Consider the following 26,984-nt stretch of genomic DNA (forward strand, 5'->3'; position numbering starts at 1 on the left):
TTAAATAAAATCAATTTAATGTATGAGTTGTTTTTATAGAAAAAAAGACAAAATATAACCTTTGCTTATTAAAGTTAATTAATATTTTAATAGCAATTAAGGAGATTATATTTTGATTAGTAATATGTAACGTAGCTTATTTATTGGTTGAATATATATTATTTTTATCACCACTAGTTAAGAAATCATAGATTTCTTGCTGTGATTTGAGTGTTCTAATATTTTGTAGGACGTCTGCTGCTTGAGCATAGTGCTGTTTTAAGTAAGCAAGCCACTGTTTGATGCGTGCAGAATGATAAAGCGGTTTAACGTCATCAATGGAGGATGTCGCATAGTGGATTAAAATTTCCATCACTTGTTGCCAACTGAATGCTGATTGTTCAGTCCGAATCATATTGGCCAAGTTAGGAATCGTTAAAATACCACGGCCTAGCATAATATCGTTAGTTTGGCTTTGGTTTATGCAATTTTTTGCATCCTCAATAGAAAAAATTTCACCATTAGCAATAACGGGTATGTTTAGATGTTGCTTGACTTGACCTATTGTTTGCCAATCTATTTTTTCGGCTTTATAACCATCTTCTTTGGTTCTACCATGAATAGCAATTTCATTAGCACCGGCAAGCTCAATGGCGCTGGCGATGTCGTGGCAATGTGATTTATTATCCCATCCTAAGCGAATTTTGACTGATAATTTATTTGTTGCCCCTATTGCTTGCCTTACTTGGCTGACAATATTAAATATCTGTTCGGGATATTGTAATAAATAAGCGCCTCCGTGACTGCCAACGACCGTTTTGGCTGGGCAGCCAAAATTGATATCGATACCATAAGAGCCTAATTCAATAGCTTTAACGGCATTTTCCGCCATCCACTCTGGCGACTGGCCAAGAATTTGTACCCGAACTGGCGTGCCAGATTTAGTTTTTCCGTTATGGTAAAGCTCAGGACACAGGCGATAAAAAGTCCGATTAGATAATTTATGATGGGTTACTCTAATAAATTCAGTCACACAATAATCAAATTGGTTAATTTCAGTTAAAAGTTGCCTGACTTGATAATCAAGCACACCCTCCATGGGCGCTAAAATAATTCGGTTAATTTTCATTGAGAAACCTGATTAGTATGACTATTTCCACAAATGCGACAGTTAAGTTGTTTGGTAAATTTAACTTGGTTAAATTCCATTGTCATTGTATCAATCATTAATATACGACCAATTAATGGTTTTCCATATTGGGTTAGCACTTTGATGGCTTCTAAGGCTTGCATGGTGCCAAACATGCCAACAAGTGGCGCCATGACACCCGCTTCAACACATGTGAGTTGATCTTGACCAAATAAGTGGCTCAAACAGTGATAACAAGGTTCATCAGGTTGATAAGTAAATACGCTTAATAACCCCTCCATACGGATAGCCGCTCCAGAAACTAGCGGTTTTTTTACATGAAAACAACAACGGTTAATTTGCTCTCGTGTCACTAAGTTATCAGTGCAGTCGATGACAATATTATGCTGTTTGATAAGCGAAATGAGCTTGTCATCGTCAAGTTGCTGATGCACTGTTTCAATTGACGTATTGGCATTGATATTGGTTAAGGCCTCTTTTGCCACCTCGACTTTGTATTGATTGATAGCGCTTTCAGTATATAAGATTTGTCGATTTAAGTTGGATTTTGATATGGTGTCAAAATCAATTAATGTTAATTTACCTAAACCTGATGCAGCCAAATAGAGCGATGCCGCACAGCCGAGTCCACCTAAACCGATGATCAGTGCTGAACTGTTTTTTAATATTTGTTGTTTATCAATATCAAAACCATGCAATGTGATTTGTCTATCATAACGAAACAGTTCTTGATCAGTCAGTTCTTGCATAGTGGGTATTTATTGTGGTTAATTATGAAGAAGCATTATAACAGAAACTTGGCACAATAAAGTGCCAAGCCATTAAGATTATTTGTCAAAACCAGATAGGAATGTTAAATATTCTTCTTTGGTCATGAGTGGTTTATATTCTGACATCAGTGTTTGTGCTGGTTTTGCGTCGTCATAAAGTAAATCGATAATTGTACAGGCCATCATTTGTGCGGGACGGATGTAAGCCATATCTTCATCAAATACGGTATAATCTTTACCGTGTAAAACACCGCGAACCGAACCAATCCATGGGTGGCTAACAGGCATAATGTGGGATAGATCGCCAGTATCCGTGCTTCCTGTCATATGAGGGGCAACCGAAACATTTTCTTTACCAATTAACGCTTCGGCATTACGTTTTAACAGCTCGTTAAGCGTTGAGTTGTTATTTAATGGTAGATAGCCAGGCAAGTCCTTAATTTCACAGGTTGCCCCAACCGCCATAGCGCCTGCTTTTAGTGCTTGATTAATTCGCTCATTGGCATCAATCATGGCGGGCACATTGCCTGCTCGTACATAGCTTTCCATTCTGACATCGCTTGGAACCACATTAACTAAATCACCGCCTTGGGTAATAATTGGGTGGAATCTAATATAGTCTTTTTCTTGAAATGTTTCGCGAATAGCATGCACACCCATCATTCCCATCATAGCTGCATTTAAAGCATTGACACCCGCATGTGGCGCAGCCGCCGCGTGTGACGCTTCGCCTTTATATTTAATCAGTTTACCGATAAAACCATTACTGGTGGTTGATATTTCGATAAAACCATCTTGGCGGTCATTGGGTACGCTAGTTAAGTGTATTTGCAGTGCCATATCAACATCGTCAAATTCACCCCGCGAAATTAGCTCTGGTTTGCCACCAATATATTTGATTTTACCTTCTTCAATTAAGCGATTTCGATAAGTGATTTCAACATATTCTTCAGCAGGTACCGCAAAAGGTACGACATCGCCTGCTAAAAATTGCATAGCCCCTGCATCAATTAATCCCATTGTGACTGCCATCATATTGGCAATTTGCGCATTATGCCCACAACAGTGCGCAGCGCCAGATATTTCGTCAGCAGCAGGGTGATCAGCACAAATAATGGCATCAAGCTCGCCAATAACAGCAATGCTGTACTTACTACCTTTTCCACCTTTTAAGCGAGCTTTTACGCCAGTTATAGCTAATTTATTTTTAAATGGTACACCTAATTTTTCAAAAGCTTCTTCGACTTTTTTAGCGGTTTTGTGTTCTTTATAACCAAGTTCTGGTTCTGCCCAAATTGACTGAGCAATCGCTTTGATGTCAGCTTTTCGGTTTGCTATTGCGTTACAAACCTTTTTTTTTAGTTCTTCGTTTGTCATACGTTAAATCCTAATTCAAATTAGATAACACCTTCCCAATGCAAGGTGATTTGTGCAATGATTGCCGCAAAAATAAAGGTACCTGAAAACACGGCTAACGAAACAGGGATGATTCGCCAAGAGATACTTTTAAATAATGCTAAATCTTTGCCAATAGCTAGTCCTGCATAAGCAAGTACTGGGGTACAAACAGCCAATAAAGAAACCTGATCAGTAATTGAAACGACTTGTTCGTGATAAGGAAATATTGGTGATGAAGCTGCTGCGGCTACGACTGATACCCATAAAATAACTGGGAATTTGTTTAATAGTGGAATTTTACCAACAAAATAGCCGACTATTGATATAGCAACTAAGATTGATAATGCTTGTAATGACAGCATAAAATCGATTTTGTAGCCCACCGTATTGCCGGCAGCCATAATAATGGCAACTAAGATCAGTAAAAATATTGTTTCTAGGCATTTCATGATAGCGATCCTTCTTTGTTACGTCGTAAGCGGGCAAAAAGATTATATAAGAAAGAGGCAAAAGGTAATGAAAATAGCGTATAAATATAAATGCCAACAATACTCGACATTAAGTTTGCGGTTGTTGCATAGGCTTTGATTTCACTAGCCATTTCAGGATAAAGGTCACTTATTGGTGCAAGTGATGCCGCCATCATACTACCACTTCCAACTCCAGCCCCCATCGCTAATGCATAAGGATGGAGGATATCTAATTTTGCCATTACACTAGCAAGTATGCTCATCCAAATAGCACCATAAAGTGTGCCACAAACATACATCGCCATAACGCCTCGACCTTCAGCAGAATCTAATCCATATTTATCGGCAACGATCGCGATATTGGGTTCGCGAGCAACTGAATACGTTGCGCCCACCGCTTCACGTTTCATGCCTAATATCATTGCCAGTGGTAAACCTAATAAAATCGTGCCGGCAAAATGCCCCAACTCTTGAAAAATTAAGGCTAACTTCGCATCTTTTAGAATCATATCAATTTTAGGACCAACCGAGACGCCGAGCTTGGCAACAAGTAGCATTAACGTGACAATCATGATGGCACTGGCATGGTTCATATTTTTTAGTTTTAATATTTTTAATTTGGGAAGGCTAATTATTCCGCCAATAATCATAGCGTATAACATCGGGTACACTGAGATAGTCCAGATCGATTGTTTACCGATGAACTCACATACTAAAACAACGACTAGTGCAAGAGCATGTACTCTATAGTCTTTTAAAATTTCCATCCTTATGGCCTCATAGAATATTTTATTGTTAATAAAATTAGTTATGGTCACTAAAATCGTGATCAACAATTATTATTGTGCATTTAATATACACAACCTAATTTACTTACGTCAACAAACAAGTTTCATCAATTACGCGTTAGTAAACAATATGGTAATGACAACACAAATATTTAAACAATTAAAGAAGAAATCTCAATAAATGCCTTTATAAGGGTTTTATTTGTTTTATAATAAACGCTATTTTTAAAGATTGGTACTTAAACAGGATATTTTATGCGTTCAATTTATTGCGGTCAGTTAACGGCATCTCATATTAATCAAGAAGTAACATTGTGTGGATGGGTCAATAAACGTCGAGATTTAGGCGGTATGATTTTTATTGATATGCGCGATCGTGAAGGCATTGTTCAGGTGTTTTTCGACCCTGATTATCAACAAGCGTATCAACTTGCTGGTGAGTTACGTAATGAATTTTGTATTCAGATCAAAGGGAAAGTGAGAGCTCGACCTGAAGGTCAAATCAACAAAGAGATGGCAACTGGCGAGGTTGAAATTTTGGCCACTGAGCTGACTATATTTAACCGTAGTGATGTTTTACCTCTTGATTTTAATCAAAATAATAGTGAAGAACAGCGTTTAAAATATCGTTATATAGATCTTCGTCGCCCTGAAATGGCAACGATTTTTAAAACTCGAGCCAAAATTACTGCGTTTGTTCGTTCATTTATGAATGAGCATGGTTTTTTAGATATTGAAACTCCAATGTTAACCAAAGCAACACCAGAGGGGGCTCGAGACTATTTAGTGCCAAGCCGAATTCATAAAGGTGAATTTTATGCGCTTCCACAATCGCCACAATTATTTAAGCAATTGCTGATGATGTCAGGATTTGATCGCTATTATCAAATTGTAAAATGTTTTCGAGATGAAGATTTACGTGCCGATCGTCAACCTGAATTTACTCAAATCGATGTTGAAACTTCATTTATGACAGCCGAACAAGTGCGTGAGGTTATGGAACAAATGATTCGTGAACTTTGGCTGCATGTTAAGAATGTCGATTTAGGCAAGTTCCCTATCATGACTTTTGCTGAGGCAATGCGTCGTTTTGGTAGCGATAAACCCGATTTACGTAATCCGCTCGAAATTATTGATGTGGCTGATATTGTTAAAGATGTTGATTTTAAAGTGTTTTCAACTCCAGCCAATGATCCTAAAGGTCGCGTAGCTTTACTTTGTGTACCAAATGGCGCCCAATTAACTCGCAAGCAGTTAGATGAATATACACAATTCATTTCGGTTTATGGTGCTAAAGGTATGGCATGGATTAAGGTTAATGAACGGCATAAAGGGCTAGAAGGCGTACAAAGTCCTGTGGCAAAATTCTTTAATGAATCACAAATGGAAGCCCTACTTAATCGAACCAATGCTAAAGATGGCGATATTCTATTATTTGGTGCTGATAGTTATAAAGTTGTGAGTGATGCACTCGGCGCATTACGTTTAAAAGTTGGTAAGGATTTAGGCTTAACTGATGAAAGTAAATGGGCAGTTCTTTGGGTTGTTGATTTCCCTATGTTTGAAGAAACCGATGAAGGACTAAGTGCAATGCATCATCCATTTACATCACCAAAAGATTATACACCAGAAGAACTTATCAAAAACCCGGAAAATGCTGTTGCAAATGCTTATGATATGGTTATAAATGGTTATGAGGTTGGTGGCGGATCGGTTCGTATTCATCGTAGTGAAATGCAGCAAGCGGTTTTTTCAATTTTAGGTATTGATGAACATGATCAACGTGAAAAATTTGGCTTTTTACTTGATGCATTAAAATACGGCACACCACCACATGCAGGGTTAGCATTTGGATTAGATAGATTAAGTATGTTATTAAGTGGAACCGATAATATTCGTGATGTGATAGCATTTCCTAAAACAACAGCAGCAGCATGTTTATTAACCGATGCTCCAAGCCCAGCTAACGCGGTGGCATTAACTGAACTAGGTATTGAAGTAAGTAAAAAATAGCGATATTTGATGCAAAAATTCAAAAATCCTGAATCTGTTCTGGTGGTGATTTTCTGCCAGACAACAAATCGCTGCCTTATGTTGCAACGTCAAGATGATCCTTTTTTTTGGCAATCAGTTACAGGTAGCATGGAAGCTAATGAATCGCCATTAGATACTGCGATTCGTGAAGTTTTTGAAGAAACAGGCATTGATATTATAGGGCAACATCTTGAGTTAATTGATGCAATGCATACCGTTGAGTTTGAGATTTTTCCTCAATTTAGACATAGATATGCGCCAGAAGTTAAGATAAATAAAGAACATTGGTTTTATCTGCCTCTTCTTAATGAGATAACACCCGTGCTTACTGAACATTTAACTTATCAATGGCTAACGATTGATGAGGCTACCAGTCTTACTTTATCGCCAAATAACAGTGAGGCTATTGGTAAAATTAGTAGTTTGATTAAATCTTAATTAAGAGGTCGAAAATGAAATTGAGTCTATCTGCTCTTGTGTTTTCCTATTTATGTTTTTTTGTACCAATTAGTCATGCTGAAATAAGTATAAAAAAGTGTCAATCCAATCAAAGTGATTATATTATTTTTGATGAATATGACGCTAAAATCGCTGAAAAGATCATTAATTATAAATTACATGACCAACCCGAAAAGCGTGAAAATAGTATTATTCAGATATTTGCTAATGAAAATAGTGATGATCGCAATGACTGGTTAGCCTCGTTCCGATTCGATGATGAATCTGAAAAATATTTATTTTATCAAGTTGATCAGAATGAATTTATTGAAATTGACAAAAAACAGTTTGAAACCCTATTACCTAAAATTGTTGCTTGTAATCAAAATAAACAAGTACCTATTTACAGTGAAAACTTTGATGCTGACTAATTCAATTGCATGATAGGTTTCCATCAAGGATTAAAAGACTTTTAGATTTGGTTAACTCAAGATGAGTCAGTAACAGGGAGTAATAATACATGCATTTTTCAAATTTTAGAGACTTTTTAGATTATCTTGAGCAGCAAGGCGAATTAAAACGAATTACTTTTCCAGTTAATCCTTATCTTGAAATGACCGAAATTGCTGATCGTGTATTACGCAGCGAAGGTCCTGCCTTATTATTTGAAAACCCGATTGGTTATGATATGCCTGTTTTATGTAATCTGTTTGGTACTGCCAAACGTGTTGCGATGGGTATGGGGCGTGAAGATACTTCAGCTTTGCGTGAAATCGGTGAGTTATTGGCATTTTTGCGTGAACCCGAACCACCCAAAGGCATACGGCAATTTTTTAATGTCTTACCTAAATATAAACAAGTGTTTAATATGCCTGTCAAACATCGTTCATCAGCCCCCTGCCAAGAGGTGATTTTTAAGGATGATGAAGTGGATTTGACGCGTTTACCTATTATGCATTGCTGGCCCGATGATGTGGCACCGCTATTATCTTGGGGACTGACTATTACTAAAGGTCCTTATAAAGATCGGCAAAATTTGGGTATTTATCGCTTGCAGCTTTTAGGTAAAAATAAATTAATTATGCGCTGGCTTTCACATCGTGGTGGGGCGCTTGATTTTGCCGAGTGGCAACAAGCAAATCCTAATCAAAAATTCCCTGTTAGCATTGTGATTGGTGCCGATTCTGCAACCATTTTAGGTGCAGTGACACCGGTTCCAGACACTTTATCCGAATATGCTTTTTCTGGTTTATTACGTGGTAGTCGAACCGAAGTGGTGAAATCGTTATCAAACGATTTAGATGTTCCAGCTAGTGCAGAAATCGTGCTTGAAGGTTATATCGATCCTAATGAATTAGCATCAGAAGGTCCGTATGGCGATCACACCGGCTATTATAATGAAGTTGAGCAATTTGCCGTATTTACCGTGACACATTTAACTCGTCGTAAAGATGCGATTTATCATTCAACCTATACTGGGAGGCCGCCAGATGAACCGGCGGTAATGGGACTTGCGTTGAATGAGGTCTTTATACCGATTTTACAAAAACAATTTCCTGAAATTGTCGATTTTTATTTACCTCCCGAAGGATGTTCATACCGTATTGCGATTGTGACAATTAAAAAACAATATCCAGGTCATGCTAAACGCGTCATGATGGGGGTTTGGTCTTATTTACGGCAATTTATGTATACAAAATTTGTGATTGTCTGTGATGATGATATTAATGCCCGTGACTGGAAAGATGTTATGTGGGCTATTTCAACACGTATGGACCCGCAGCGTGATACCACTTTTATTGATAATACACCTATCGACTATTTAGATTTTGCCTCACCGATTTCAGGATTGGGCTCTAAAATGGGGTTGGATGCGACCAATAAATGGCCGGGTGAAACCAATCGTGAATGGGGAAAAGTTATCAAGAAAGATCCTAAAGTTATTGCTCGGATTGACGAAATTTGGGATGAACTTGGTTTATAGCTTAATATATTGTTTATTAAAGGGAAAATAAACTTATACAGCTTGGTATAAAAAATATAATTTCATACTGAATAGGTATTAAACAAACGCTATTCCCTTTGGCTACATTTATGTATAATTATTATTAATGTCACTATAATTAAAAAATATGAAAAAAAATCGAATTTTATTAGTACTACTATTATCTATTTCTTATGGTGCAATGGCTACAAATTATAGGGTCCAGTCTGACGATACGCAATTAAAGATTAAAGAGTCAGAGTTACTGCTCCCATCTTTACGCTTGTCTGCAGAAAAAGGAAACGCAGAAGCTCAGTATTCATTAGGTGGTGTTTATAAACAAGGACTGGGTGTTGAAGCTAGTGATGTTCGTGCTTTTTTTTGGTATAAAAAAGCAGCAGAGCAAGGACTTGCCAAAGCACAAAATAATTTAGCGTTTATGTATCAAAGCGGATTGGGAACCAATCGTGATTTAAACGAAGCAGTTAAATATTTTAAATTAGCATCTGATCAAAATTATGCATTGGCTAAATATAATTTAGCTTTAATGTATCAAGAAGGTGAGGGCGTAGAAAAAAACACATTAACTGCAATTGACTATTTTACACAAGCAGGTGATGAAGGTATTTATGATGCTTATTTAAACTTGGGTATGATCTATTTTTTTGGTGATGGCGTACCCGAAGATCGCATGACTGCAGCGGACTGGTTTAGCAAAGCTGCGAAAGATAATATTCCAGAAGCACAATATTATTTGGGGCTAATGTCAGAAAATGGTGAGGGTCTGACACAAGATTATATGGCTGCTAGCTATTTTTATACACAAGCGGCACAACGAGGGCATGTGCTAGCTATGTATAATTTAGCCATTATGTATGCAACAGGAACGGGAACAAAACCCGATAATACGCAAGCAGCCTATTGGTTTACTAAAGCTGCTGAAGCCGGCAATGCTGATGCTCAATATAATATTGGCGTGATGTATGATGTAGGCGGTGGTGTTGCTAAAGACGAGAAAAAAGCCGTTGAATGGTATCTAAAAGCTGCAGAGCAAGGCAGCGTTGATGCTCAATATAATTTGGGCGTTAAATATCTAGAAGGTGAAGGTGTTGATAAAGATCAAGAGCGTGCTATCTATTGGTTTACTAAAGCTAGCGAGCAAGGGGATCAAGACGCTAAAGCTTATTTAGAACAGTTATTACCTAAAAAATAAAAAAGCATGGCGCTTTTTAGATTGTTGACAAACCTCGATATCATTTGGGGTTTGTTTTTTATTGGGATGCTATCAAAAAAGACTTAAAAATACGCTATCGTCTACCATACCTTTTTGTTCATTGTGATAATAATGTGCTGTGTTTGATTAGTCATAACGGCGATATTTTTGGATAGTTGTTTTATCAATTCATACCTGTCTGGTAGTAAAAATATCGGTGCTTTTGGAGCTATTATAAATATACTTCCTTTTGATTTCCCTCTTGATATATCAATCTATTATCAGCACTTGTTTTTTGCCCCATATTACATCAATAAATGATCTTTGTTAAAAAACAAAAAATAAAAAATTAAATAAAATCAATGTGTTTTCTGACGATTTTTATTGGTAATAAGATCGCTTTTTGTTCGGTGGAACGAACTTATATTTGATACAGTTGGATTTAGGACATTTGAGTATTTTCGACATTGAGCAATCGCTTTGGCTATTTTATACATCAATGAGATCAAAGAACTCGTTAAAAAGCGAGTTCTTTGTTAACAACAGAAAAAGCATTGATCTTTTTTAACCTGAGTTTCGCATACCAGCTGCAATTCCAGAAATAGTAATCATTAATCCCTGTTCTACGATGATATTCTCGTTATCGCTGTATTTTCGTGAACGACTTAATAATTCAGCCTGTAATAAATTTAATGGTTCAATATAAGTATTACGCAAAGCCACCGACTGTGCTATCCACGGTAAATCAGCCATTAAGCTAATATCATCAGTAATGGTTAGCACGGTATTGATATCTTGGGTTAACAAATTTCTTAACTCTTCGCCTAATGGCCATAAAGCAGGATCAACTAAACGTTGTTCATAATATTCGTGGATGTTTGGTGCCGCTTTGGCATAGACCATTTCAAGCATACCTAATCGGGAATTAAAAAAAGGCCAATTGTGATACATCTCTTTAAGAAGATTTTGTTTACCATCTGCAATTGCTGCTCTAAGTGCACTACCAGCACCAAGCCAAGACGGTACCATTAAACGGTTTTGTGTCCAAGCAAAAATCCATGGGATAGCACGTAAACTTTCAATACCACCGCACATGCGACGTTTTTGTGGTCTGGAACCAAGTGGTAATCTACCTAATTCAGCCTCTGGCGTTACTGCTCTAAAATAATCAACAAACTCAGCACGTTCTCGTACATAACTGCGATAGCAATTGCATGAAAGTTCTGACATTTTATCCATGATCTCGCGCCATTCATGTTTGGGTGCTGGCGGTGGCAATAAGTTGGCTTGTAAAATCGCTGATGTATACAGCATTAAACTGCTGAGCGCCACTTCTGGTAGACCAAGTTTGAAACGAATCATTTCGCCTTGTTCGGTAACTCTAAGCCCGCCTTTTAATGATCCTGGGGGTTGTGAAAGTAGTGCGGCATGCGCTGGTGCTCCACCTCGACCTATTGAACCTCCTCGCCCGTGGAATAGTACTAAATTAGTATTATATTTTTTGAATAAGCTAACTAATTCTTCTTGCGATCGATATTGTGCCCAAGATGCTGCGAGTGTTCCTGCATCTTTAGCCGAGTCAGAGTAGCCTATCATCACCATCTGCTTACCTTGAATTTTATTGCGATACCAAGGAATATCCAGCAGTTTTTGCATCACCGATTTTGCGTTATTTAAGTCTTCTAATGTTTCAAATAACGGTGCAACTGGAATATATTTTTGGCAATCAACAATTTTCAATAATAAGTAAACGGCTAATATATCAGAAGGGGCTTTAGCCATTGATATTACGTAAGAGGCAATCGATTCTTCGCCAGCTTTTTTTATTACACGACAAGTATCTAATACTTCTTGGACCATTTGATCTGGTTGCCAGCTATAAGGTAATAATGGTCGATTAGATTGTAACTCTGTTAATAAAAATGCTTGTTTTTCTTCCTCTGACCATTTTGCATAGCTGCCTAAATTAAGTTCTTTAGTTAATGCGTCAAGCGCCTCAGTATGTGCAGAGCTGTCTTGGCGAATATCTAATCTGACTAATTGTAAACCAAAAATTTTTATGCGTCGTAAAGTATCAAGCAATGGACCATGGGCTATGGTTGACATGCCATTATCAATTAATGACTCATAACAGGTATAAAGCGGTATCCATAATTGTTCATTTTTTATTAAAATATCACTAGGTGGTAATACTCTTTCATTATTCAGCAAAGCTTCAATATAATTGTGAGTGGTAATTAAACGTGTTCGTAACTGTTTCATTACAGCTCGATAGGGCTCGGAAACGGTTTTGTTTTTTTCATCTAACAGATCAATAACTGAATCACTACATTCCGTCATTGAAAGTTCACGAACAAGTATTTGAATATCGGCTAGAAATAACTCAATGGCTTTTAATCTAGCTTGTAGCATGACCTTTTCGGTCACTTTTGCTGTCACATTTGGATTACCATCACGATCTCCGCCCATCCATGAGGTGAATTTAATAGGCACATGCTCAACCGGTAATTGCTCATCAAAGGCATCTACTAACTGGTCATTAAGCTCACGCAAAAAGAGAGGCACGCCTTCCCATAAGCTATCTTCAATGACCGAAAAACCCCATTTGGCTTCATCAATGGGGGTAGGGCGTTTTTTGCGGATTTCATCGGTATACCATGCCTGACAAACTAACTGTTTTAAACGGCGCATAATTCGTTCTATTTCATAGTCGGCTAAATCATCATGATCCAGTTGAGATAAACAGTTATTAATAGCCGTATAAGTATTTATCATGGTTCGGCGATTAATTTCGGTCGGGTGTGCAGTTAGCACCAATTCAATCGATAACTCATTAATCGCTTCTGTAATAGTTTGAGTTGAAAAATTAAGATTTTTAAGTGTACTAAATAATTCAGTCATTTTTTTGGGGCTACTAGATGCTTCTCCATGGGGAGAAATACCATAATATTCAGCAGCCGTATTGACTAAATTTAAAAACTGATTAAATGCGCGTGCAACATGTAATAAATCATCATCATTAAGGTTTTCAATTAGTTTGAGTAGCTCATTATGTGCTTGGGTGTTTCCTTGTTGAGCCGATTTTGATAGTTTTCTTATTTTTTCAACTAAATCAAAGGTTTCATTGCCAGTGGCGCGTTTTATCGCATTGCCCAGTAAAGTGCCTAACATATTGACATTACTTCGCATTGAGGAATATTTATGATTCATGATTTTCTCGTCTTCGATTTTATTATGCCTAAGCATCTTTAAGCTGCATGACCCAAATGATAAATTAATGGGATAGGTATAATTGTTGGTTAATGTGCGTAAGTTATATACTTTATAACAATGTTGCTTTGAATTTAAATAATAAAATTTTATGGTTTTTATTATTTTTAGTTGTTTTAATTATATTTACTATGAAAAAATCAAGAAATAATAATGTTCTTTTAATCGCGAAAAGTTTAAGACAATACAGCTTAACGAGTTTAATTTTCGATAAACACTGTGTTTGTAAACTGTATCTTAATATCATTTGGGTATATACTAAAGCATTATCAATACATATTGGATTATTTAATGATCGTTGTTTTTTATATTGCGTCGATTATTGCTGTTTTTGCCAGTGTAAAAGTGATTAGTAGTTTACGGATTGATAAAGCAATCTTATATCTTTGTATTTCACTTTTTGCATCAGCGCTGATATTTATCCTGCTTGCAACGTATTTTTCTGCTTTTTTATATATCCTATTATTTATTGGCGGATCGGGGACACTTTTTTTACTTGTCGCATCTATTCTGAAAATTAGTGTTGATAATGTAGAAAACAATAAACGGGGTATTAGCCCTAAAATCTGGTTAGGGCCACTGATTTTAGCTTTTATTTTACTTGTGGCTCTTATTTATGGCGTAGTAAATGCTAACTATTCAGAACTGAAAGAGTCTCATGAATTAATGCATGAAATGTCTGTATATGCTTACATTTTAATGGCTGAACTAGCGATATTTTTATTATTGGGTGCAGCCGTGATTACTTACCATTTTATGCATCGGCTTATGTCGGAGAAATAATATGATTCCACTTATGCACAGTCTTATTTTATCTTCTATTTTATTTGTGATTGGACTGCTAGGAATAATGATTCGGCGCCATCTCTATTTTTTATTACTTAGCTTGATTGTTATGAACAATGGTGCGATAGTCGCATTATTTGCGGCAAGTAGCTATTGGCAACAATCCGATGGACAAGTACTTGCAATATTAGCGGTAATAACAACCTTAGCAGAGGTTTGCGTTGGTCTTGCATTAATGATGAAACTATTCTACCGTCGAAAAATCTTTAATATTGACTCATTGAGTGAAATGAAAGGATGAATTTACTTTATTTAACTATTATTGTTCCCTTGCTCTCTTTTTTAATATTGGTTTTGCTAGGGAGACATATTCGAACAATTAATGTGATGATTATAGGCATTACTACGATGCTGATCATTGCATTAATTACTCTATTTTCTTACATTGATTTTAGTTCAAACACGGTACCTGACATGGCTTTAGTTTATTCTAGACCATTGTGGAATTGGTTCTCTGTGGGTGAATTTTCGGTGCCGATTGCTTTAATATTGGATGGTTTATCACTAACATTTTTAGTTTTAATATCGTTCTTTGGTTTTTTGATATACTTTTTTGCTGCTTGCTATTTAACGTCAAGAAAGGATATTTATACTTTTTATGCTTATAGTAATTTGTTAATTGCCAGTATATTAACCATCATATTAGTTGATAATCTATTTGTTATGTTAATTGGCTGGGAAGGAGTGAGTCTAAGTACTTACTTACTGATCGGTATTTACTATAAACAGGCTCGAAATGGTTATGCTGCTGCAAAAGCCTTTATCATTATGCATTTAACTGATATCTTTTTAATTATTGGCATATTTTTATTGTATCAAACTGTAGAAACATTAAATATTCATGATGTATTGGCACAAGCACATGATAACTTGGCTGTTGACTCAGACATCATATTTTGGATAACTTTAATGTTGTTCCTTGGAGCAATGAGTAAGTCTGCACTATTTCCTATGCATTCATGGTTTGTCGAAACAACATTAGCACCAATGCCTGCTGTAGCTTTGTTACAATCTTCAACAGTGATTTTGACGGGAGTGTATTTAGTTTTAAGACTTAGTAATTTGTTTATGATGTCGAGCGATGTCCTTGCTATTATATCGATAATGTCATCATTAACCATATTGTTTGCTAGCACTATCGCCTTAGTGCAGTATGATATTAAACGAATTATCACTTATATCAATTTAGCGCAAATTAGCTATCTATTTTATGCTTTTTCCACCAAGAGTTGGAGCTTGTCTCTTAATTGCTTAATTAATTATTCCATAACAAGCACATTACTGATTTTAGCCTCATCAATTTTAATCAAAAAATGTTATGGTGAACGTGATATAAGCAAAATTGGCGGTTTAATTAAATCATTTCCAATGCTATACGCGGTCTTTTTGTTAATTATGCTGTCACTAAGTGCTATGCCTTGGATTTCATCATCATTTTATATCAAGGGGGATATTATATTGGGCTTAATGGCTCAAGATAAATTGATATCCGGAACCATTGGTTTACTCGGTATTTTACTTTCCAGTTTAGGTATTTGGCGTTTAATTGCCATGGTATTTTATCACAAATCCAAAAAGCATGACTTTGTAGAAACTAAATGGATCAGTTTTTGCCCAATTTTTATATTATCGATATTTAGCACAGCATTGTTTATCTATTTTCCATTGCCAATTCGTGGCATCATTCCAATCGCTGAGTTAGATACCAATGGGCAGTTACCCTTTCAGCTATTGTTGGCAGCGGTGACAGGATTAAGTTTTCTTATTGCCTATATTTTATATGTACGCCCAAATAGTGAGGTACACGAGATTATAAATACACCAATGGTAAAATACTATTTACGTTTATGTAATAGTGATTGGCATTATGATTATTTGTTGAACACACTATTTGTTAAACCTTATGTCTATTTGGCCCATTTGTTAAAAAAAGACCCTCTAGCATTATGGGATGATTGGATAATGAGAGGAATCAAAAAAGTAAACTCGTTCATCGTTGATCTCGAAAATGGGCAAATTCGGTGGTATATGGTCTCGATGGTTATAGGTAGCATTATCATATTAATGTTACTGATTTTTATTTAATAAAGGTGTAATCATTCATGTTATTATGGCTTGTTTTTTTACCTGTAATAGGCGGATTTATTGGTTGGTTATGCCATGTATGTTTACAAAGAGGCGTTGTTTCCGTCGATGTACAAATGCGCTGGTCAAAACTACCAATAATGGTAGCGTTTATTACAATTTGCATTACATTATTGATGGCGATAGTATTTTGGATAGATGCCATAAATGTGTTGAATCAAGGGACAAACTGGGTACAGGAAGTGAATCTAGACTGGATTCCTTTGTTAGGTATTCATTTTCATCTTGTTTTAGATGGTCTATCGATGGTTGTTATCACCTCAACACTATTTATTGTGTTATTGACGATTGTTTATTCTAGTAAAGAAAGCCTAAACAATCTTGGTCTATTTTACTTATGTTTATTATTTATGACATCAGCCATTATGATGTTATTTGTTATCACTGACTTATTTTTAATGTTCTTCTTTTGGGAAGCGGTCGCAATTCCTATTTATTTTTTAATTTCGCTATGGGGACGACGAGATTCAAGCTCACAATTACGTTTTAATGGTGCCAGCAAATTTTTGATTTATACCCAATTGAGCAGCTTACTTATGTTAATCTCAATTGTGTCATTAGCCTTAACTAACTGGAACTTAACAGGACATTGGACGTTTGATTATCAGGTATTAACAAAAACGCCAATTTCAAGTGATACCGAATTTTGGCTCATGCTAGGATTTTTAGCGGCTTTTATTGTGCGTATTCCTTTTGTTCCCTTTCATAGCTGGTTTATTGAAGCCAATATCGAATCTTCAACAACTGGCTCAATGATGATCAGTGGTTTATTACTCAATACAGCTACATTTGGTTTACTGCGTTTTGTTATACCGCTATTTCCTAATGCTTCAATCATGATTATGCCATTCATGTTAGCTTTTGCCCTGCTTACGGTTATTTATGCTGCATTACTTGCATTTAATCAAACTGATATAAAAAAACTCATCGCTTATATTCATATCGCATTAATGGGGTTTGTGACGGCAATTATTTATAGTGGTTCTGTTATTGCTTATCAAGGCGTGGTTATTCAAATGATAGCCATCAATTTAGCAATAGTTGGCATGTTTATCATTAGTGGATTGCTAGTTGAATGCTATTCAACACGAAATATAAGCCAATTTGTTGGGCTTAAAGAGCGTGTGCCTTATCTATCTTCGTTTACCCTGTATTTTTTATTAGCGGTATTAGGGATTCCAGGTACAGCTAATTTTGTTGGTAATTATATGATGTTACTTGGTAGTTATAACACTTTTTCATTTTATACAATTTTGTTAGTTATTGGTTTATTATTACTGTCGATATCATTTATTGTACGGATGCAGCCAATTTTTTATGGTGCTATTGATAAAGGTGTTGCAACAAAGCATCTGCTCAGTAAGAAAGATCTTTTATTATTATCGAGCATCTTAATTGTCCTTATTTTTATTGGTTTGTATCCTCAAGTGGTTTTAGATATGTCTTATTCTGTCGTGAATCAAACACAACAATACATAGCCACAGAGCGAGTGGGAGAGTAATAATCTATGATAGCCTTATCGCCAATTTTTGTATTAAGCTTTTCGATCATTGTTTTGTTATTTTCACTATTTGTTTTTAAAATAAGCACCAGAGGTTGCACTATTTTAACGGTATGTGGATTAGTTTGTGCGTTGATCTGTTCTGCAGTAGTTGGCTATAAAATTTCATTTAGTACTCAGACTATTACTGATATCAGCAGTGACAATATGCAAATATCGGTGTCAGTTTCTGAACCAACTAAAGAACCAAATCCATCAAGTGAAGAAACAATCGCAATTGATACTGTACCTAATGACACTATGGAATCATCAAGTGGAAGTGAAGACACAAGTATTGATAGTAATATCAACAACAGTAAGATTGATAATACAGCGACAGATATCGATACTCATTCTAATATTGATGATAATTCAAAAATTGATGGTAGTTCAAAGGATGAATGGAAAGCGCGCCATATTACCGCACTTTTTACCTGTGATGGCTACGGCTTACTTTATACCAGTTTGATTTTAATGATATCTATTGCAGTTGCATGTTTTGCTTATCGCTGGTTTAAACAAGAGCAGATTCATCACGGATTATTTTATTTGATTCTGCTCTTTATGGCATTAGGAGGTGTAACACTGGTATACGCTAGCCATTTAATCGCCCTTTTTATTGGGATTGAACTGTTATCTATTCCATTTGTAGGACTAATTGGTTATCAATATACACAAACTCATTCATTAGAAGCCACAGTCAAATACATGATTTTATCTGCTGTTGCCAGTGTATTTCTATTGATGGGGATCGCCTTTTATTATGCAACGACAGGGGAGCTCACTTTTAGTGGTTTAAGTTATCAACTTTCAACGATGCCTTACCTAAGCACATTATTACTAATGGGTGTTTGCTTAATGTTGGTTGGTATAGGTTTTAAATTATCACTAGTGCCCTTTCAACTTTGGTTGCCGGATGTTTATCAAGGCGCGCCAACGATTGTCGCCTTATTATTATCAACAGTTGGAAAAGTTGCGGTTTTCTGTGCCATAGCAAGGCTATTCCTATTGGCACCGATCGTTAATAATGAAACCATCCGTATTATTTTAGTTATTATGGCTTTTTGTTCTATTTTGTGGGGCAATTTATTAGCGTTAAAGCAAAGTAGCTTAAAGCGGTTACTTGCCTATTCATCAATAGCACATTTCGGCTATCTATTTACGGCTTTAATTGCTGTCCAGTATCAAGTGCTTGCATTAGAAACCATTGGCGTTTACCTAATTGGGTATATATTAGCTAATATCTGTATATTAGGTGCGATCAGTTTGGATTCGCATTCTAATGAACTGCAAGATCATGAAAACGAAATTGATCTTTCAGGACTATTTTGGCGCAGACCAATTCTTGCATTAGCGATGGGCATTGGTTTTTTATCTTTAGCAGGGACACCACTAACTGCGGGGTTCGTTGGGCGATTTTTACTGGTGTTATTAGGCGTCACTGCGGAATTATGGTGGTTAGTTGCCGCTGTGGTTATTGGTAGTGCATTGGGGCTTTACTTTTATGCTCGTTTAATTATCAATCTTTATATTAGGCCGCCTTGTCGTGATGGACAAATATTAAGTGGAGCTTCGATTAAATTAAAATGGAAGGATATTAGAATAAGCGAGTTAATCATTGTATTATGTGCCTTATTGACACTGCTTTGTGGAATTTACCCTAAATGGTTATTTAACTTAGTTAGCATGGCACAATATTTAACCACGTAATCAACGTTTATCCGCCATCATCGCTTGATTGGCGGAGTTATATTAAACAAAGTAGCTTAAAACACTTTTTATACTAAAACGCATACTTTCCTGAAACTTTTTGACAAGAAATAGTTAATAACAGATTTATTTATTGTGTTATAATTCCGACCTTTAAAAATTTAGTTTGAAACAAGAGGACCAGTATGGATTTTTTAATCTCTAATGCCTATGCAGCCGATGGTAGCCAACCAGGTGGCGATTATTTTATGCCAATTATGTTAGTTGTGTTTGGTTTATTTTTCTATTTTATGATTATGCGCCCACAGCAAAAACGTGCTAAAGCACATCGTGATTTAATGGCATCAATTTCAAAAGGTGATGAAGTGTTAACCAATGGCGGGCTTATAGGTCGTGTATCAAAAGTTAACGAAAATGGTTACATTGCGCTAGAATTAAATGATACAACTGAAGTTGTGATCAAGCGTGACTTTATTACATCAGTTTTACCAAAAGGAACAATGAAATCACTATAATAGAGTGTTATCTATTATCGTTCATTGTATTAATTACCTAATCCCACAAGAGAATATGTCGTGTTAAACCGCTATCCTTTGTGGAAGTACATTATGTTGGTCGTTGTCATTTGCCTCGGCCTTCTTTATGCACTTCCAAATATTTATGGTGAAGATCCCGCTATACAAATTTCAGGTTCAAAGACTACTGAAATTGATGTTGCTATGCAAGATAAGGTCAAAAAACTTTTGGCCGATAATCACATCGAACCGAAATCATTGGTTTATGAAAATAAATCAATTTTAATTCGTGTTGGTGATAACGACACCCAGCTTAAAGCGAAAGAACTTATATCTGAAGCATTGGGTGAAGAGTATATTGTTGCATTAAATTTAGCACCAGCAACGCCTGCATGGCTTACTCTGTTAGGCGCAGAACCGATGAAACTGGGTCTTGATTTGCGTGGTGGTGTTCACTTCTTAATGGAAGTCGATATGACCACTGCATTAAGTAAACTCACTGAACAATCTATCGAAAACATCAAAGCTGAATTTACTAATAGCAAACTAAATTATAAAACCATCAGCAAAGATAGTAATCAGCAAATTGTAATGCAATTTGATAATACTGAAGATCGCAATAAAGCCATTACCAAGATCAATGGGATACAAGATTACAAAGTGATCTCTCAACGCGACAACAGTATCTTCATCAATGTCAGTGAACAACGTTTACAACAAGCGAAAAATGATGCTGTTGAGCAAAACACTACCATTCTACGTAATCGTGTTAACCAACTCGGTGTTGCTGAACCCATTGTTCAACGTCAGGGGGCAGATCGCATTGTTGTTGAATTACCCGGCATACAAGATACCGCATTAGCCAAGCGTATTTTGGGAGCAACGGCAACATTAGAATTTAGACAGGTTAACGAAGAAAGTACCCCTAATTTGCCTGCTATTCTAAATGGCGATATGCGCATTCCTTATGGTTCCGAAATTAAGTATATGGAAAGTGGTCGTCCTGTACTACTGTATAAACGTATTGTATTAACAGGGGATCATATTACCGATTCTTCATATCGGGTTAATCAATATGGCCAACCCGAAGTAGCTATTACACTTGATGGTTCAGGCGGTAAAAGGATGTTTGATTTTACCCAAAAAAATCTTCATAAAGCGATGGCAACTTTATTTGTTGAATACAAAGACACCGGTAAGCGTGATGAAAACGACAAACCAATACTTGAAAAGCAAGAACGTGTTATTAACGTAGCGACTATTCAGGGTATTTTTAGTGATCGTTTTCAAGTAACCGGTATTGGTAATATTGATGAAGCTAAAAATTTATCACTATTATTACGTGCAGGGGCATTAATTGCACCTATTCAAATTATTGAAGAGCGAACAGTAGGGCCTTCAATGGGGCAAGAAAATATAACCCAAGGTCTAGAATCTTGCGCATGGGGGTTAGCGATTTCTGTCATCTTTATGCTAGTGATGTATCGTCTGTTTGGCGTGTTTGCTAGCCTTGCATTAGTTGCAAACTTAATTTTAATTGTTGGTGCAATGTCTTTACTTCCTGGGGCAACGCTAAGCATGCCTGGTATCGCAGGTATTGTGTTAACTGTGGGTATGGCTGTTGATGCCAATGTACTAATTAATGAACGAATAAAAGAAGAGCTTAGTAATGGACGTGGCGTTCAGCATGCAATTAACGAAGGGTACGCAGGTGCTTGGAGTAGTATTTTTGATGCCAACCTGACCACTTTAATTACGGCTATTATTCTTTATGCAGTTGGTACAGGATCAATTAAAGGTTTTGCCATTACACTAGGCATTGGTATTGTAACATCAATGTTTACATCGATTGTCGGTACTCGCGCATTAGCCAATCTTATTTATGGCGGTCGTCGCGTTAATAAGTTATCAATTTAGAGGTTTATTGTGAGTATTACTAAAAAACAAAATCATGATGTTAGAGAATTAAATCATGGCCGCAGAGTCCTCGACTTTTTAAAATTTGGCTTTATTGCTTTTGTTATTTCAATGTTATTAGTTGTGGCGTCGTTTGTGGTTATTTTTGTTAAAGGATTTAATCTAGGACAAGATTTCACTGGCGGTACAACAGTCGAGCTCACCGTAACAAAAGCCGTTAACCTTGATGACCTTCGTAACAGCTTACGCAATGCTGGCTATCATGAGCCGATAGTACAATATTACGGCAGTAGTAAAGATATCATCATTAGATTACCTGCGGCTAAGCAAGAAGATAGTAGTGTCTCATCCGCTATTGATAATGCACTAGGCACAAAAATTTCCAATTTAATCCATAAAGATATTGATGCAGAAGCTCAAATTAAACGGATTGAATTTGTGGGGCCAACTGTTGGTACTGAACTTGCGCAAGATGGTGTTTTGGCAATTTGTGCCGCATTAGTGTGTATTTTAATCTATATTGCCTTTCGTTTTGAGTGGCGATTCGGTACAGGTGCGGTTGTTGCCTTAGCGCATGATGTTATTATTACCGCGGGTTATCTATCGCTATTTGAACGAGAACTCGATTTAACTATCATTGCTGCGATGTTATCGATTATTGGTTATTCTCTTAACGATACCATTGTTGTTTTTGACCGAATTCGCGAGAATTTTAGAAAGATTCGCCGAGCAGAACCTTACGATGTTATTAATATCTCGTTAACACAGACATTGCATCGTACTTTAATGACATCAGGTACAACTCTTGCAGTGGTCATCATTCTGTATATCTTTGGCGGTTCAATGTTAAAAGGCTTCTCTGAAACATTAGGCGTTGGTATTGTGCTTGGTACAATCTCATCAATTTATGTAGCGGCTTATATGTCACTTAAATTGGGGGTAAAACGTGAACACTTTATGCCACCTAAAATTGAAGCAGAAGGTGCAGATCAACCTTCAATATTGCGTTAATTATGTTAACTCTGCCATTAATGGGCAGAGTTTTATTCGGCTATTTTTCAAACAAATAACTTCAAATCGATTGACACTTATTATTTAGTTGCATATTATTAGCCACAGTTTTATCCCTTTCTATTTGGGGCCATAGCTCAGCTGGGAGAGCGCAACGCTGGCAGCGTTGAGGTCAGGGGTTCGATCCCCCTTGGCTCCACCAATTCAATAATCAGTAACATTCTTTAAAACCCAACAAAGCACACTAAACCAAGTAATAACAAGCCTTAAAGTCTATTTTATTGCCCATTAAGTATCAGTAAGGTACATTTACAACCATAATTTTTAGGTATATGCTTAGGTATACAGACGCAATATACCTATATATCGTATACCTAAAATAATTATGGCAAGGAAAACACATCCATTAACAGACACCCAAATAAAAGCCGCCAAACCAAGAGATAAAGATTACTCTTTATTTGATGGCGGTGGTATGTATCTCTTAGTTAAATCGAATAATTCTAAAATCTGGCGTTTTAAGTATACGCGTCCATATACCAAAAAGGGCGCATTAATTAGCTTCGGTAGTTATCCTGAGGTTTCACTACAGCAAGCGCGAAAACAACGAGATGAAGCGCGAGAATTAATAAAGCAAGGTGTAGATCCTCAAGAGCACAAAGCAGAATAAGAACAACGTAAGCATGACGAAATTACTAGCACCTTTAAAAAGGTAGCCCCTGATTGGTTTAAAGTTAAAAGTGGCAAAGGACTAACTGAAAGCACCTTAAAAAGAACGTGGGAATCGTTAGAGTTACATTTATTTCCTTATATTGGTGATAAATCAATCTTTAAATTAAAAGCAAAAGAATTTATTAAGGCCATGGAGCCACTAAGAGCTAATGGTAAATTAGAAACAATTAAAAGACTTTGCCAACGTATCAATGAGATTATGTTTTATGCGGTGAATATAGGCTTGATTGATGCTAACCCAGCAGCCAAGATAAAAGATGCTTTTGAAAGCCCTATAAAAGGGCAAATGCCAACAATAAACGCGCAAGAGCTGCCCCAATTTATGCAATCCCTTGCTATGGCCAGAATCGAATTACAAACGCGTTGCTTGATTGAATGGCAATTATTAACAATGACACGCCCAAATGAAGCGGTAGGGGCAAAATGGCAAGAGATTGATCTAGACAATTGCTTATGGGTTATTCCTGCCGAAAAAATGAAAATGAGGCGAGAGCATACTATTACACTCAATAAGCAGGCTATGGCTATATTATCAATTATGAAGCCTATAAGTGGGCATAGAGAGCATATATTCCCAAGTATGAAACCGCCTTATACAACCCCGATGAATAGTAGTACTGCTAACATGGCAATAAAGCGCATGGGATATAAAGATAAGCTTGTTGCGCATGGCTTAAGAGCTTTAGCAAGCACGATATTAAATGAGCAAGGCTTTGACCCTAATATTATTGAAGCGGCACTAGCCCATGTTGATACTAATAGCGTCAGGCGAGCCTATAACCGTGCTACTTACCTAGAACAGCGCAGAATTATGCTTGACTGGTGGGGTGACTTTGTCGAGCAAGCAAGCCAAGGAAATGTCTCACTATCAGGTAACCGCAATTTAAAGCTAGTTAATCATTAACCATATCGCGCTATTCATACCGTGCCCCATATTTGGGTTACGATAAAACCGTAACTCAAATTTGAGTTACTCGCTTCAATAACTTCATATTAAACCACTCCTCATATCTGAGGGGTGCTTTTTCAAATGTCATCCTTTACCTATGCCAATGATTAGGTTGTTTTTATACTTACCTCCCCATAATCTTAAACTTTTAATATAAAGTGTTCACTACTATTCACCAACCTAATATTAATTTATATATATCAATATATTATATACTTATTATATATATTTTTTTGTGTTCACTAGTATTCACTAGTGTTCACTACTATACACATTCTTAAAATAATCCTGATCCTGTAATTAACCAATTGAAATATAAATATATTTATATAACGTTATTATTTTATTAAAATAAAATAATTATTAATCATAATGTTAAGTTAAAGTGATTTTAAGGTTGATCCAGGGCTATTATTGGAGGAAAAGACTAAATGTTCTATGGTGATTTTCACCATTCAGGTATTAAATTTGCAATCTCTAAAAAGCCAGCAGGTTTATTACATTGGTTTGAGTTACGCAACTATAGCTATTTATAATTACCCATTTAGTAATAGCAGTCAAAAAAATTATTTCAATTCGCGGTTTTGCATAAAAAGGAGGTTGGGCGGTTTTAGACGTGTAGAGTTATAGAAATTTGCTACCCCCTCCTATTGGCTGGGCTAATTTTGGACACGTTAAAAAGCAATCTAATAATTTGCCTTATTGGATTATAATAACCTTATTATTAGTAAGTTAGATGGCAATATGGTAGGAAGAAAATCAAAATTAAAGGAAATGTTAGAGCTAGGGCAAGAGTATTTGCATAAGCAGGGTTATATCAATAATGGTGAAATGATCCCCTCTGTGGCTGGACTGGCTTTATATGCTAACTGTTCAAGGTCAAGTTTATATAATTACGCAAGTTCAAGCGAAGAATTTAAGGATATATTAGAACTGATCAAAGCGCGCCAAGAAGTGGAATTAATTAATAAAGGCTTAAAAGGCGAATTTAACGCGAGTATTGCCAAATTGATGCTTGCTAATCATGGTTATTCTGAAAAGCAGATATTAGATCATCAATCTATGGGTAGTGGCATTACAACCAAGTCCAAACCAATGCGTATTGAGCTAGTAGCACCATAATCTAATAGATAATCACTAGTACTTATAAAAAGGTATCCAAGCAAGTATCCAGCGAAAAGGCACCTAATAAGTGGATACCAATTTCATCATACAAGCCAGTTAATAAGTTAGCGCACTCCAAAAGCGTGATCCTCGCCAAAAAAGTGGACAAAAGTTGCCTCTATGATATAAACAAAAATCATAGGAGACAAATATCATGGTCAAAAAATTTAGTATCGAATTCAAACAACAATCGGTGGATTATGCGTTATCTAATGCACACCTTTCTATCAGCGAACTTGCCAACCATCTAGGTGTGGGTAAATCAACCCTAGATAAATGGATTAGGCAACTTTCCCCGAATAAAACCAGCCGTCGAGAGTTAACGGCTGAGCAACAGCGGATTATGGCGTTAGAAAAAGAGATTAAAGAACTGAAAATGGCCAATGATATACTAAAAAAGGCGCATGTGTACTTCATCAACAATCCAAGTCGGTGAAGTACGCTTATATGAAAAATCATTTAATCTGCTATCCCGTTACTAAGATATGCTTATTACTTGGTGTCAGTTCATCGGGTTATTATGCTTGGTTAAAAAGAGCAAACAAATCAGCCAAACTCAGCGAGTATATTAAAAAGCAGTATTGGCAACATAAGGCCCGTTTGGGTGCGCCAAGCCTGCTTCATGATGTTAGGGAAGCGGGCTATCAAGTTTCAGAAAGGACAATTAGCCGTGTTTTGCAACAATTGGGATTACGGAGTAAAGCAGCACGTAAATTCAAGTATAAAACAGACACGGCTCATCGCAATATTGCGCCCAACACGTTAAATAGGCAATTTAACCCTGATAAGCCAAATACGACATGGGTAACCGATATTACTTATATTAAAACGGGTGAAGGGTGGTTATATTTGTCGGTGATTATCGATTTATATGGACGAAAAGTAATTGCTAGGCAAACGAGTCGCTACATAGACCGTCATTTAGTGTGTAATACATTAAAACAAGCCTTATTTCGGCGT

At 36.4% G+C, this 26,984-nt stretch carries 22 protein-coding genes, 1 tRNA gene and 1 pseudogene; 18 read left to right on the forward strand and 6 right to left on the reverse strand.

Annotation, left to right across the window (positions count from 1 at the left end):
* Positions 1-136 precede the first annotated feature (136 nt).
* The 5 genes from dusC to A9G24_RS09910 all read right to left on the reverse strand — a co-directional run bounded on the left by dusC (position 137) and on the right by A9G24_RS09910 (position 4,534).
* Entirely contained in the window at positions 137-1,108 is a 972-nt protein-coding gene (gene dusC, locus A9G24_RS09890; RefSeq protein ID WP_065638861.1) for a tRNA dihydrouridine(16) synthase DusC, read from the reverse strand.
* Positions 1,105-1,878: a molybdopterin-synthase adenylyltransferase MoeB gene (locus A9G24_RS09895; protein WP_065638862.1), complete on the reverse strand. Its 774-nt coding sequence runs from the start codon at positions 1,876-1,878 to the stop codon at positions 1,105-1,107. The genes dusC and A9G24_RS09895 overlap by 4 nt, the downstream gene beginning before the upstream one ends.
* A 78-nt stretch (positions 1,879-1,956) precedes the next feature.
* A complete protein-coding gene (locus A9G24_RS09900; protein WP_065638863.1) occupies positions 1,957-3,276 on the reverse strand; it encodes an amidohydrolase in 1,320 nt (439 codons plus the stop codon).
* A 20-nt stretch (positions 3,277-3,296) separates the two neighbouring features.
* Positions 3,297-3,746 carry a hypothetical protein gene (locus tag A9G24_RS09905; RefSeq protein WP_065638864.1) on the reverse strand — a complete coding sequence of 150 codons (450 nt, stop codon included), beginning with the start codon at positions 3,744-3,746 and terminating at the stop codon, positions 3,297-3,299.
* Positions 3,743-4,534: a DUF3100 domain-containing protein gene (locus A9G24_RS09910; RefSeq protein ID WP_065638865.1), complete on the reverse strand. Its 792-nt coding sequence runs from the start codon at positions 4,532-4,534 to the stop codon at positions 3,743-3,745. The genes A9G24_RS09905 and A9G24_RS09910 overlap by 4 nt, the downstream gene beginning before the upstream one ends.
* Before the next feature lie 276 nt (positions 4,535-4,810).
* Between A9G24_RS09910 and aspS the strand changes: the two genes are divergently transcribed.
* From aspS to A9G24_RS09935, 5 genes are all read left to right on the forward strand, one after another.
* Positions 4,811-6,568 (forward strand): aspartate--tRNA ligase, encoded by a 1,758-nt coding sequence (aspS, locus tag A9G24_RS09915; protein WP_065638866.1) that lies wholly within the window; start codon positions 4,811-4,813, stop codon positions 6,566-6,568.
* A gap of 9 nt (positions 6,569-6,577) precedes the next feature.
* Positions 6,578-7,027, forward strand: coding sequence for a dihydroneopterin triphosphate diphosphatase (nudB, locus tag A9G24_RS09920; protein WP_065638867.1), 450 nt, complete (start codon positions 6,578-6,580; stop codon positions 7,025-7,027).
* A 14-nt stretch (positions 7,028-7,041) separates the two neighbouring features.
* Positions 7,042-7,458 (forward strand): hypothetical protein, encoded by a 417-nt coding sequence (locus tag A9G24_RS09925; RefSeq protein ID WP_065638868.1) that lies wholly within the window; start codon positions 7,042-7,044, stop codon positions 7,456-7,458.
* An 89-nt stretch (positions 7,459-7,547) separates the two neighbouring features.
* Complete coding sequence (gene ubiD, locus A9G24_RS09930; RefSeq protein ID WP_065638869.1) at positions 7,548-9,011, forward strand: 4-hydroxy-3-polyprenylbenzoate decarboxylase; 1,464 nt, start codon at positions 7,548-7,550, stop codon at positions 9,009-9,011.
* 148 nt (positions 9,012-9,159) lie between these two features.
* Positions 9,160-10,224, forward strand: coding sequence for an SEL1-like repeat protein (locus A9G24_RS09935; protein WP_065638870.1), 1,065 nt, complete (start codon positions 9,160-9,162; stop codon positions 10,222-10,224).
* Between the two features lie 564 nt (positions 10,225-10,788).
* Here the strand turns inward: A9G24_RS09935 and ppc are convergent.
* Positions 10,789-13,434, reverse strand: coding sequence for a phosphoenolpyruvate carboxylase (ppc, locus tag A9G24_RS09940; RefSeq protein WP_065638871.1), 2,646 nt, complete (start codon positions 13,432-13,434; stop codon positions 10,789-10,791).
* A 351-nt stretch (positions 13,435-13,785) separates the two neighbouring features.
* Here ppc and A9G24_RS09945 point away from each other — a divergent pair, with 351 nt between their 5' ends.
* The 13 genes and pseudogenes from A9G24_RS09945 to A9G24_RS10005 all read left to right on the forward strand — a co-directional run.
* Entirely contained in the window at positions 13,786-14,277 is a 492-nt protein-coding gene (locus A9G24_RS09945) for an NADH-quinone oxidoreductase subunit J (RefSeq protein WP_065638872.1), read from the forward strand.
* Position 14,278: 1 nt separating this feature from the next.
* On the forward strand, positions 14,279-14,581 hold the full coding sequence (gene nuoK / locus A9G24_RS09950) for an NADH-quinone oxidoreductase subunit NuoK (protein ID WP_065638873.1): 303 nt from the start codon (positions 14,279-14,281) through the stop codon (positions 14,579-14,581).
* A 107-nt stretch (positions 14,582-14,688) separates the two neighbouring features.
* Entirely contained in the window at positions 14,689-16,425 is a 1,737-nt protein-coding gene (locus A9G24_RS09955; protein ID WP_176701196.1) for an NADH-quinone oxidoreductase subunit 5 family protein, read from the forward strand.
* A 17-nt stretch (positions 16,426-16,442) separates the two neighbouring features.
* On the forward strand, positions 16,443-17,987 hold the full coding sequence (locus A9G24_RS09960) for a complex I subunit 4 family protein (RefSeq protein WP_081303160.1): 1,545 nt from the start codon (positions 16,443-16,445) through the stop codon (positions 17,985-17,987).
* Between the two features lie 6 nt (positions 17,988-17,993).
* Entirely contained in the window at positions 17,994-19,736 is a 1,743-nt protein-coding gene (locus tag A9G24_RS09965; protein ID WP_065638875.1) for an NADH-quinone oxidoreductase subunit N, read from the forward strand.
* A gap of 185 nt (positions 19,737-19,921) precedes the next feature.
* Positions 19,922-20,251: a preprotein translocase subunit YajC gene (gene yajC / locus A9G24_RS09970; protein WP_065638876.1), complete on the forward strand. Its 330-nt coding sequence runs from the start codon at positions 19,922-19,924 to the stop codon at positions 20,249-20,251.
* Positions 20,252-20,311: 60 nt separating this feature from the next.
* Positions 20,312-22,168 carry a protein translocase subunit SecD gene (gene secD / locus A9G24_RS09975; protein ID WP_081303161.1) on the forward strand — a complete coding sequence of 619 codons (1,857 nt, stop codon included), beginning with the start codon at positions 20,312-20,314 and terminating at the stop codon, positions 22,166-22,168.
* A gap of 15 nt (positions 22,169-22,183) precedes the next feature.
* Positions 22,184-23,179, forward strand: coding sequence for a protein translocase subunit SecF (gene secF, locus A9G24_RS09980; protein ID WP_065638882.1), 996 nt, complete (start codon positions 22,184-22,186; stop codon positions 23,177-23,179).
* A gap of 126 nt (positions 23,180-23,305) precedes the next feature.
* A tRNA-Ala gene (locus A9G24_RS09985) sits at positions 23,306-23,381 on the forward strand.
* A 183-nt stretch (positions 23,382-23,564) separates the two neighbouring features.
* A pseudogene (locus tag A9G24_RS13395) lies at positions 23,565-24,815 on the forward strand (integrase domain-containing protein).
* 789 nt (positions 24,816-25,604) lie between these two features.
* Positions 25,605-25,982 (forward strand): terminase small subunit, encoded by a 378-nt coding sequence (locus A9G24_RS09995; RefSeq protein ID WP_065638878.1) that lies wholly within the window; start codon positions 25,605-25,607, stop codon positions 25,980-25,982.
* Between the two features lie 196 nt (positions 25,983-26,178).
* Entirely contained in the window at positions 26,179-26,460 is a 282-nt protein-coding gene (locus A9G24_RS10000) for an IS3 family transposase (RefSeq protein ID WP_065579793.1), read from the forward strand.
* An 11-nt stretch (positions 26,461-26,471) separates the two neighbouring features.
* On the forward strand, positions 26,472-26,984 hold a 513-nt coding region (locus tag A9G24_RS10005), incomplete at its 3' end, for an IS3 family transposase (protein WP_255307247.1).

Origin of the sequence: Gilliamella sp. App6-5 (assembly GCF_001690525.1) — a bacterium.
GTDB lineage: Bacteria > Pseudomonadota > Gammaproteobacteria > Enterobacterales > Orbaceae > Gilliamella > Gilliamella apicola_H.

What these genes read in the sequence shown, in the direction of transcription:
- nudB (WP_065638867.1), top strand. Translation starts at nt 6,578, where the DNA reads ATGCAAAAATTCAAAAATCCTGAATCTGTTCTGGTGGTGATTTTCTGC.
- A9G24_RS09960 (WP_081303160.1), top strand. Translation starts at nt 16,443, where the DNA reads ATGTTATTATGGCTTGTTTTTTTACCTGTAATAGGCGGATTTATTGGT.
- A9G24_RS09895 (WP_065638862.1), bottom strand. Translation starts at nt 1,878, where the DNA reads ATGCAAGAACTGACTGATCAAGAACTGTTTCGTTATGATAGACAAATC.
- A9G24_RS09995 (WP_065638878.1), top strand. Translation starts at nt 25,605, where the DNA reads ATGGTAGGAAGAAAATCAAAATTAAAGGAAATGTTAGAGCTAGGGCAA.
- A9G24_RS09945 (WP_065638872.1), top strand. Translation starts at nt 13,786, where the DNA reads ATGATCGTTGTTTTTTATATTGCGTCGATTATTGCTGTTTTTGCCAGT.
- A9G24_RS09900 (WP_065638863.1), bottom strand. Translation starts at nt 3,276, where the DNA reads ATGACAAACGAAGAACTAAAAAAAAAGGTTTGTAACGCAATAGCAAAC.
- ubiD (WP_065638869.1), top strand. Translation starts at nt 7,548, where the DNA reads ATGCATTTTTCAAATTTTAGAGACTTTTTAGATTATCTTGAGCAGCAA.
- A9G24_RS10000 (WP_065579793.1), top strand. Translation starts at nt 26,179, where the DNA reads ATGGTCAAAAAATTTAGTATCGAATTCAAACAACAATCGGTGGATTAT.
- ppc (WP_065638871.1), bottom strand. Translation starts at nt 13,434, where the DNA reads ATGAATCATAAATATTCCTCAATGCGAAGTAATGTCAATATGTTAGGC.
- nuoK (WP_065638873.1), top strand. Translation starts at nt 14,279, where the DNA reads ATGATTCCACTTATGCACAGTCTTATTTTATCTTCTATTTTATTTGTG.
- A9G24_RS09965 (WP_065638875.1), top strand. Translation starts at nt 17,994, where the DNA reads ATGATAGCCTTATCGCCAATTTTTGTATTAAGCTTTTCGATCATTGTT.
- A9G24_RS09955 (WP_176701196.1), top strand. Translation starts at nt 14,689, where the DNA reads ATGCTGATCATTGCATTAATTACTCTATTTTCTTACATTGATTTTAGT.
- A9G24_RS09925 (WP_065638868.1), top strand. Translation starts at nt 7,042, where the DNA reads ATGAAATTGAGTCTATCTGCTCTTGTGTTTTCCTATTTATGTTTTTTT.
- aspS (WP_065638866.1), top strand. Translation starts at nt 4,811, where the DNA reads ATGCGTTCAATTTATTGCGGTCAGTTAACGGCATCTCATATTAATCAA.
- dusC (WP_065638861.1), bottom strand. Translation starts at nt 1,108, where the DNA reads ATGAAAATTAACCGAATTATTTTAGCGCCCATGGAGGGTGTGCTTGAT.
- A9G24_RS09910 (WP_065638865.1), bottom strand. Translation starts at nt 4,534, where the DNA reads ATGGAAATTTTAAAAGACTATAGAGTACATGCTCTTGCACTAGTCGTT.
- A9G24_RS09905 (WP_065638864.1), bottom strand. Translation starts at nt 3,746, where the DNA reads ATGAAATGCCTAGAAACAATATTTTTACTGATCTTAGTTGCCATTATT.
- A9G24_RS09935 (WP_065638870.1), top strand. Translation starts at nt 9,160, where the DNA reads ATGAAAAAAAATCGAATTTTATTAGTACTACTATTATCTATTTCTTAT.
- yajC (WP_065638876.1), top strand. Translation starts at nt 19,922, where the DNA reads ATGGATTTTTTAATCTCTAATGCCTATGCAGCCGATGGTAGCCAACCA.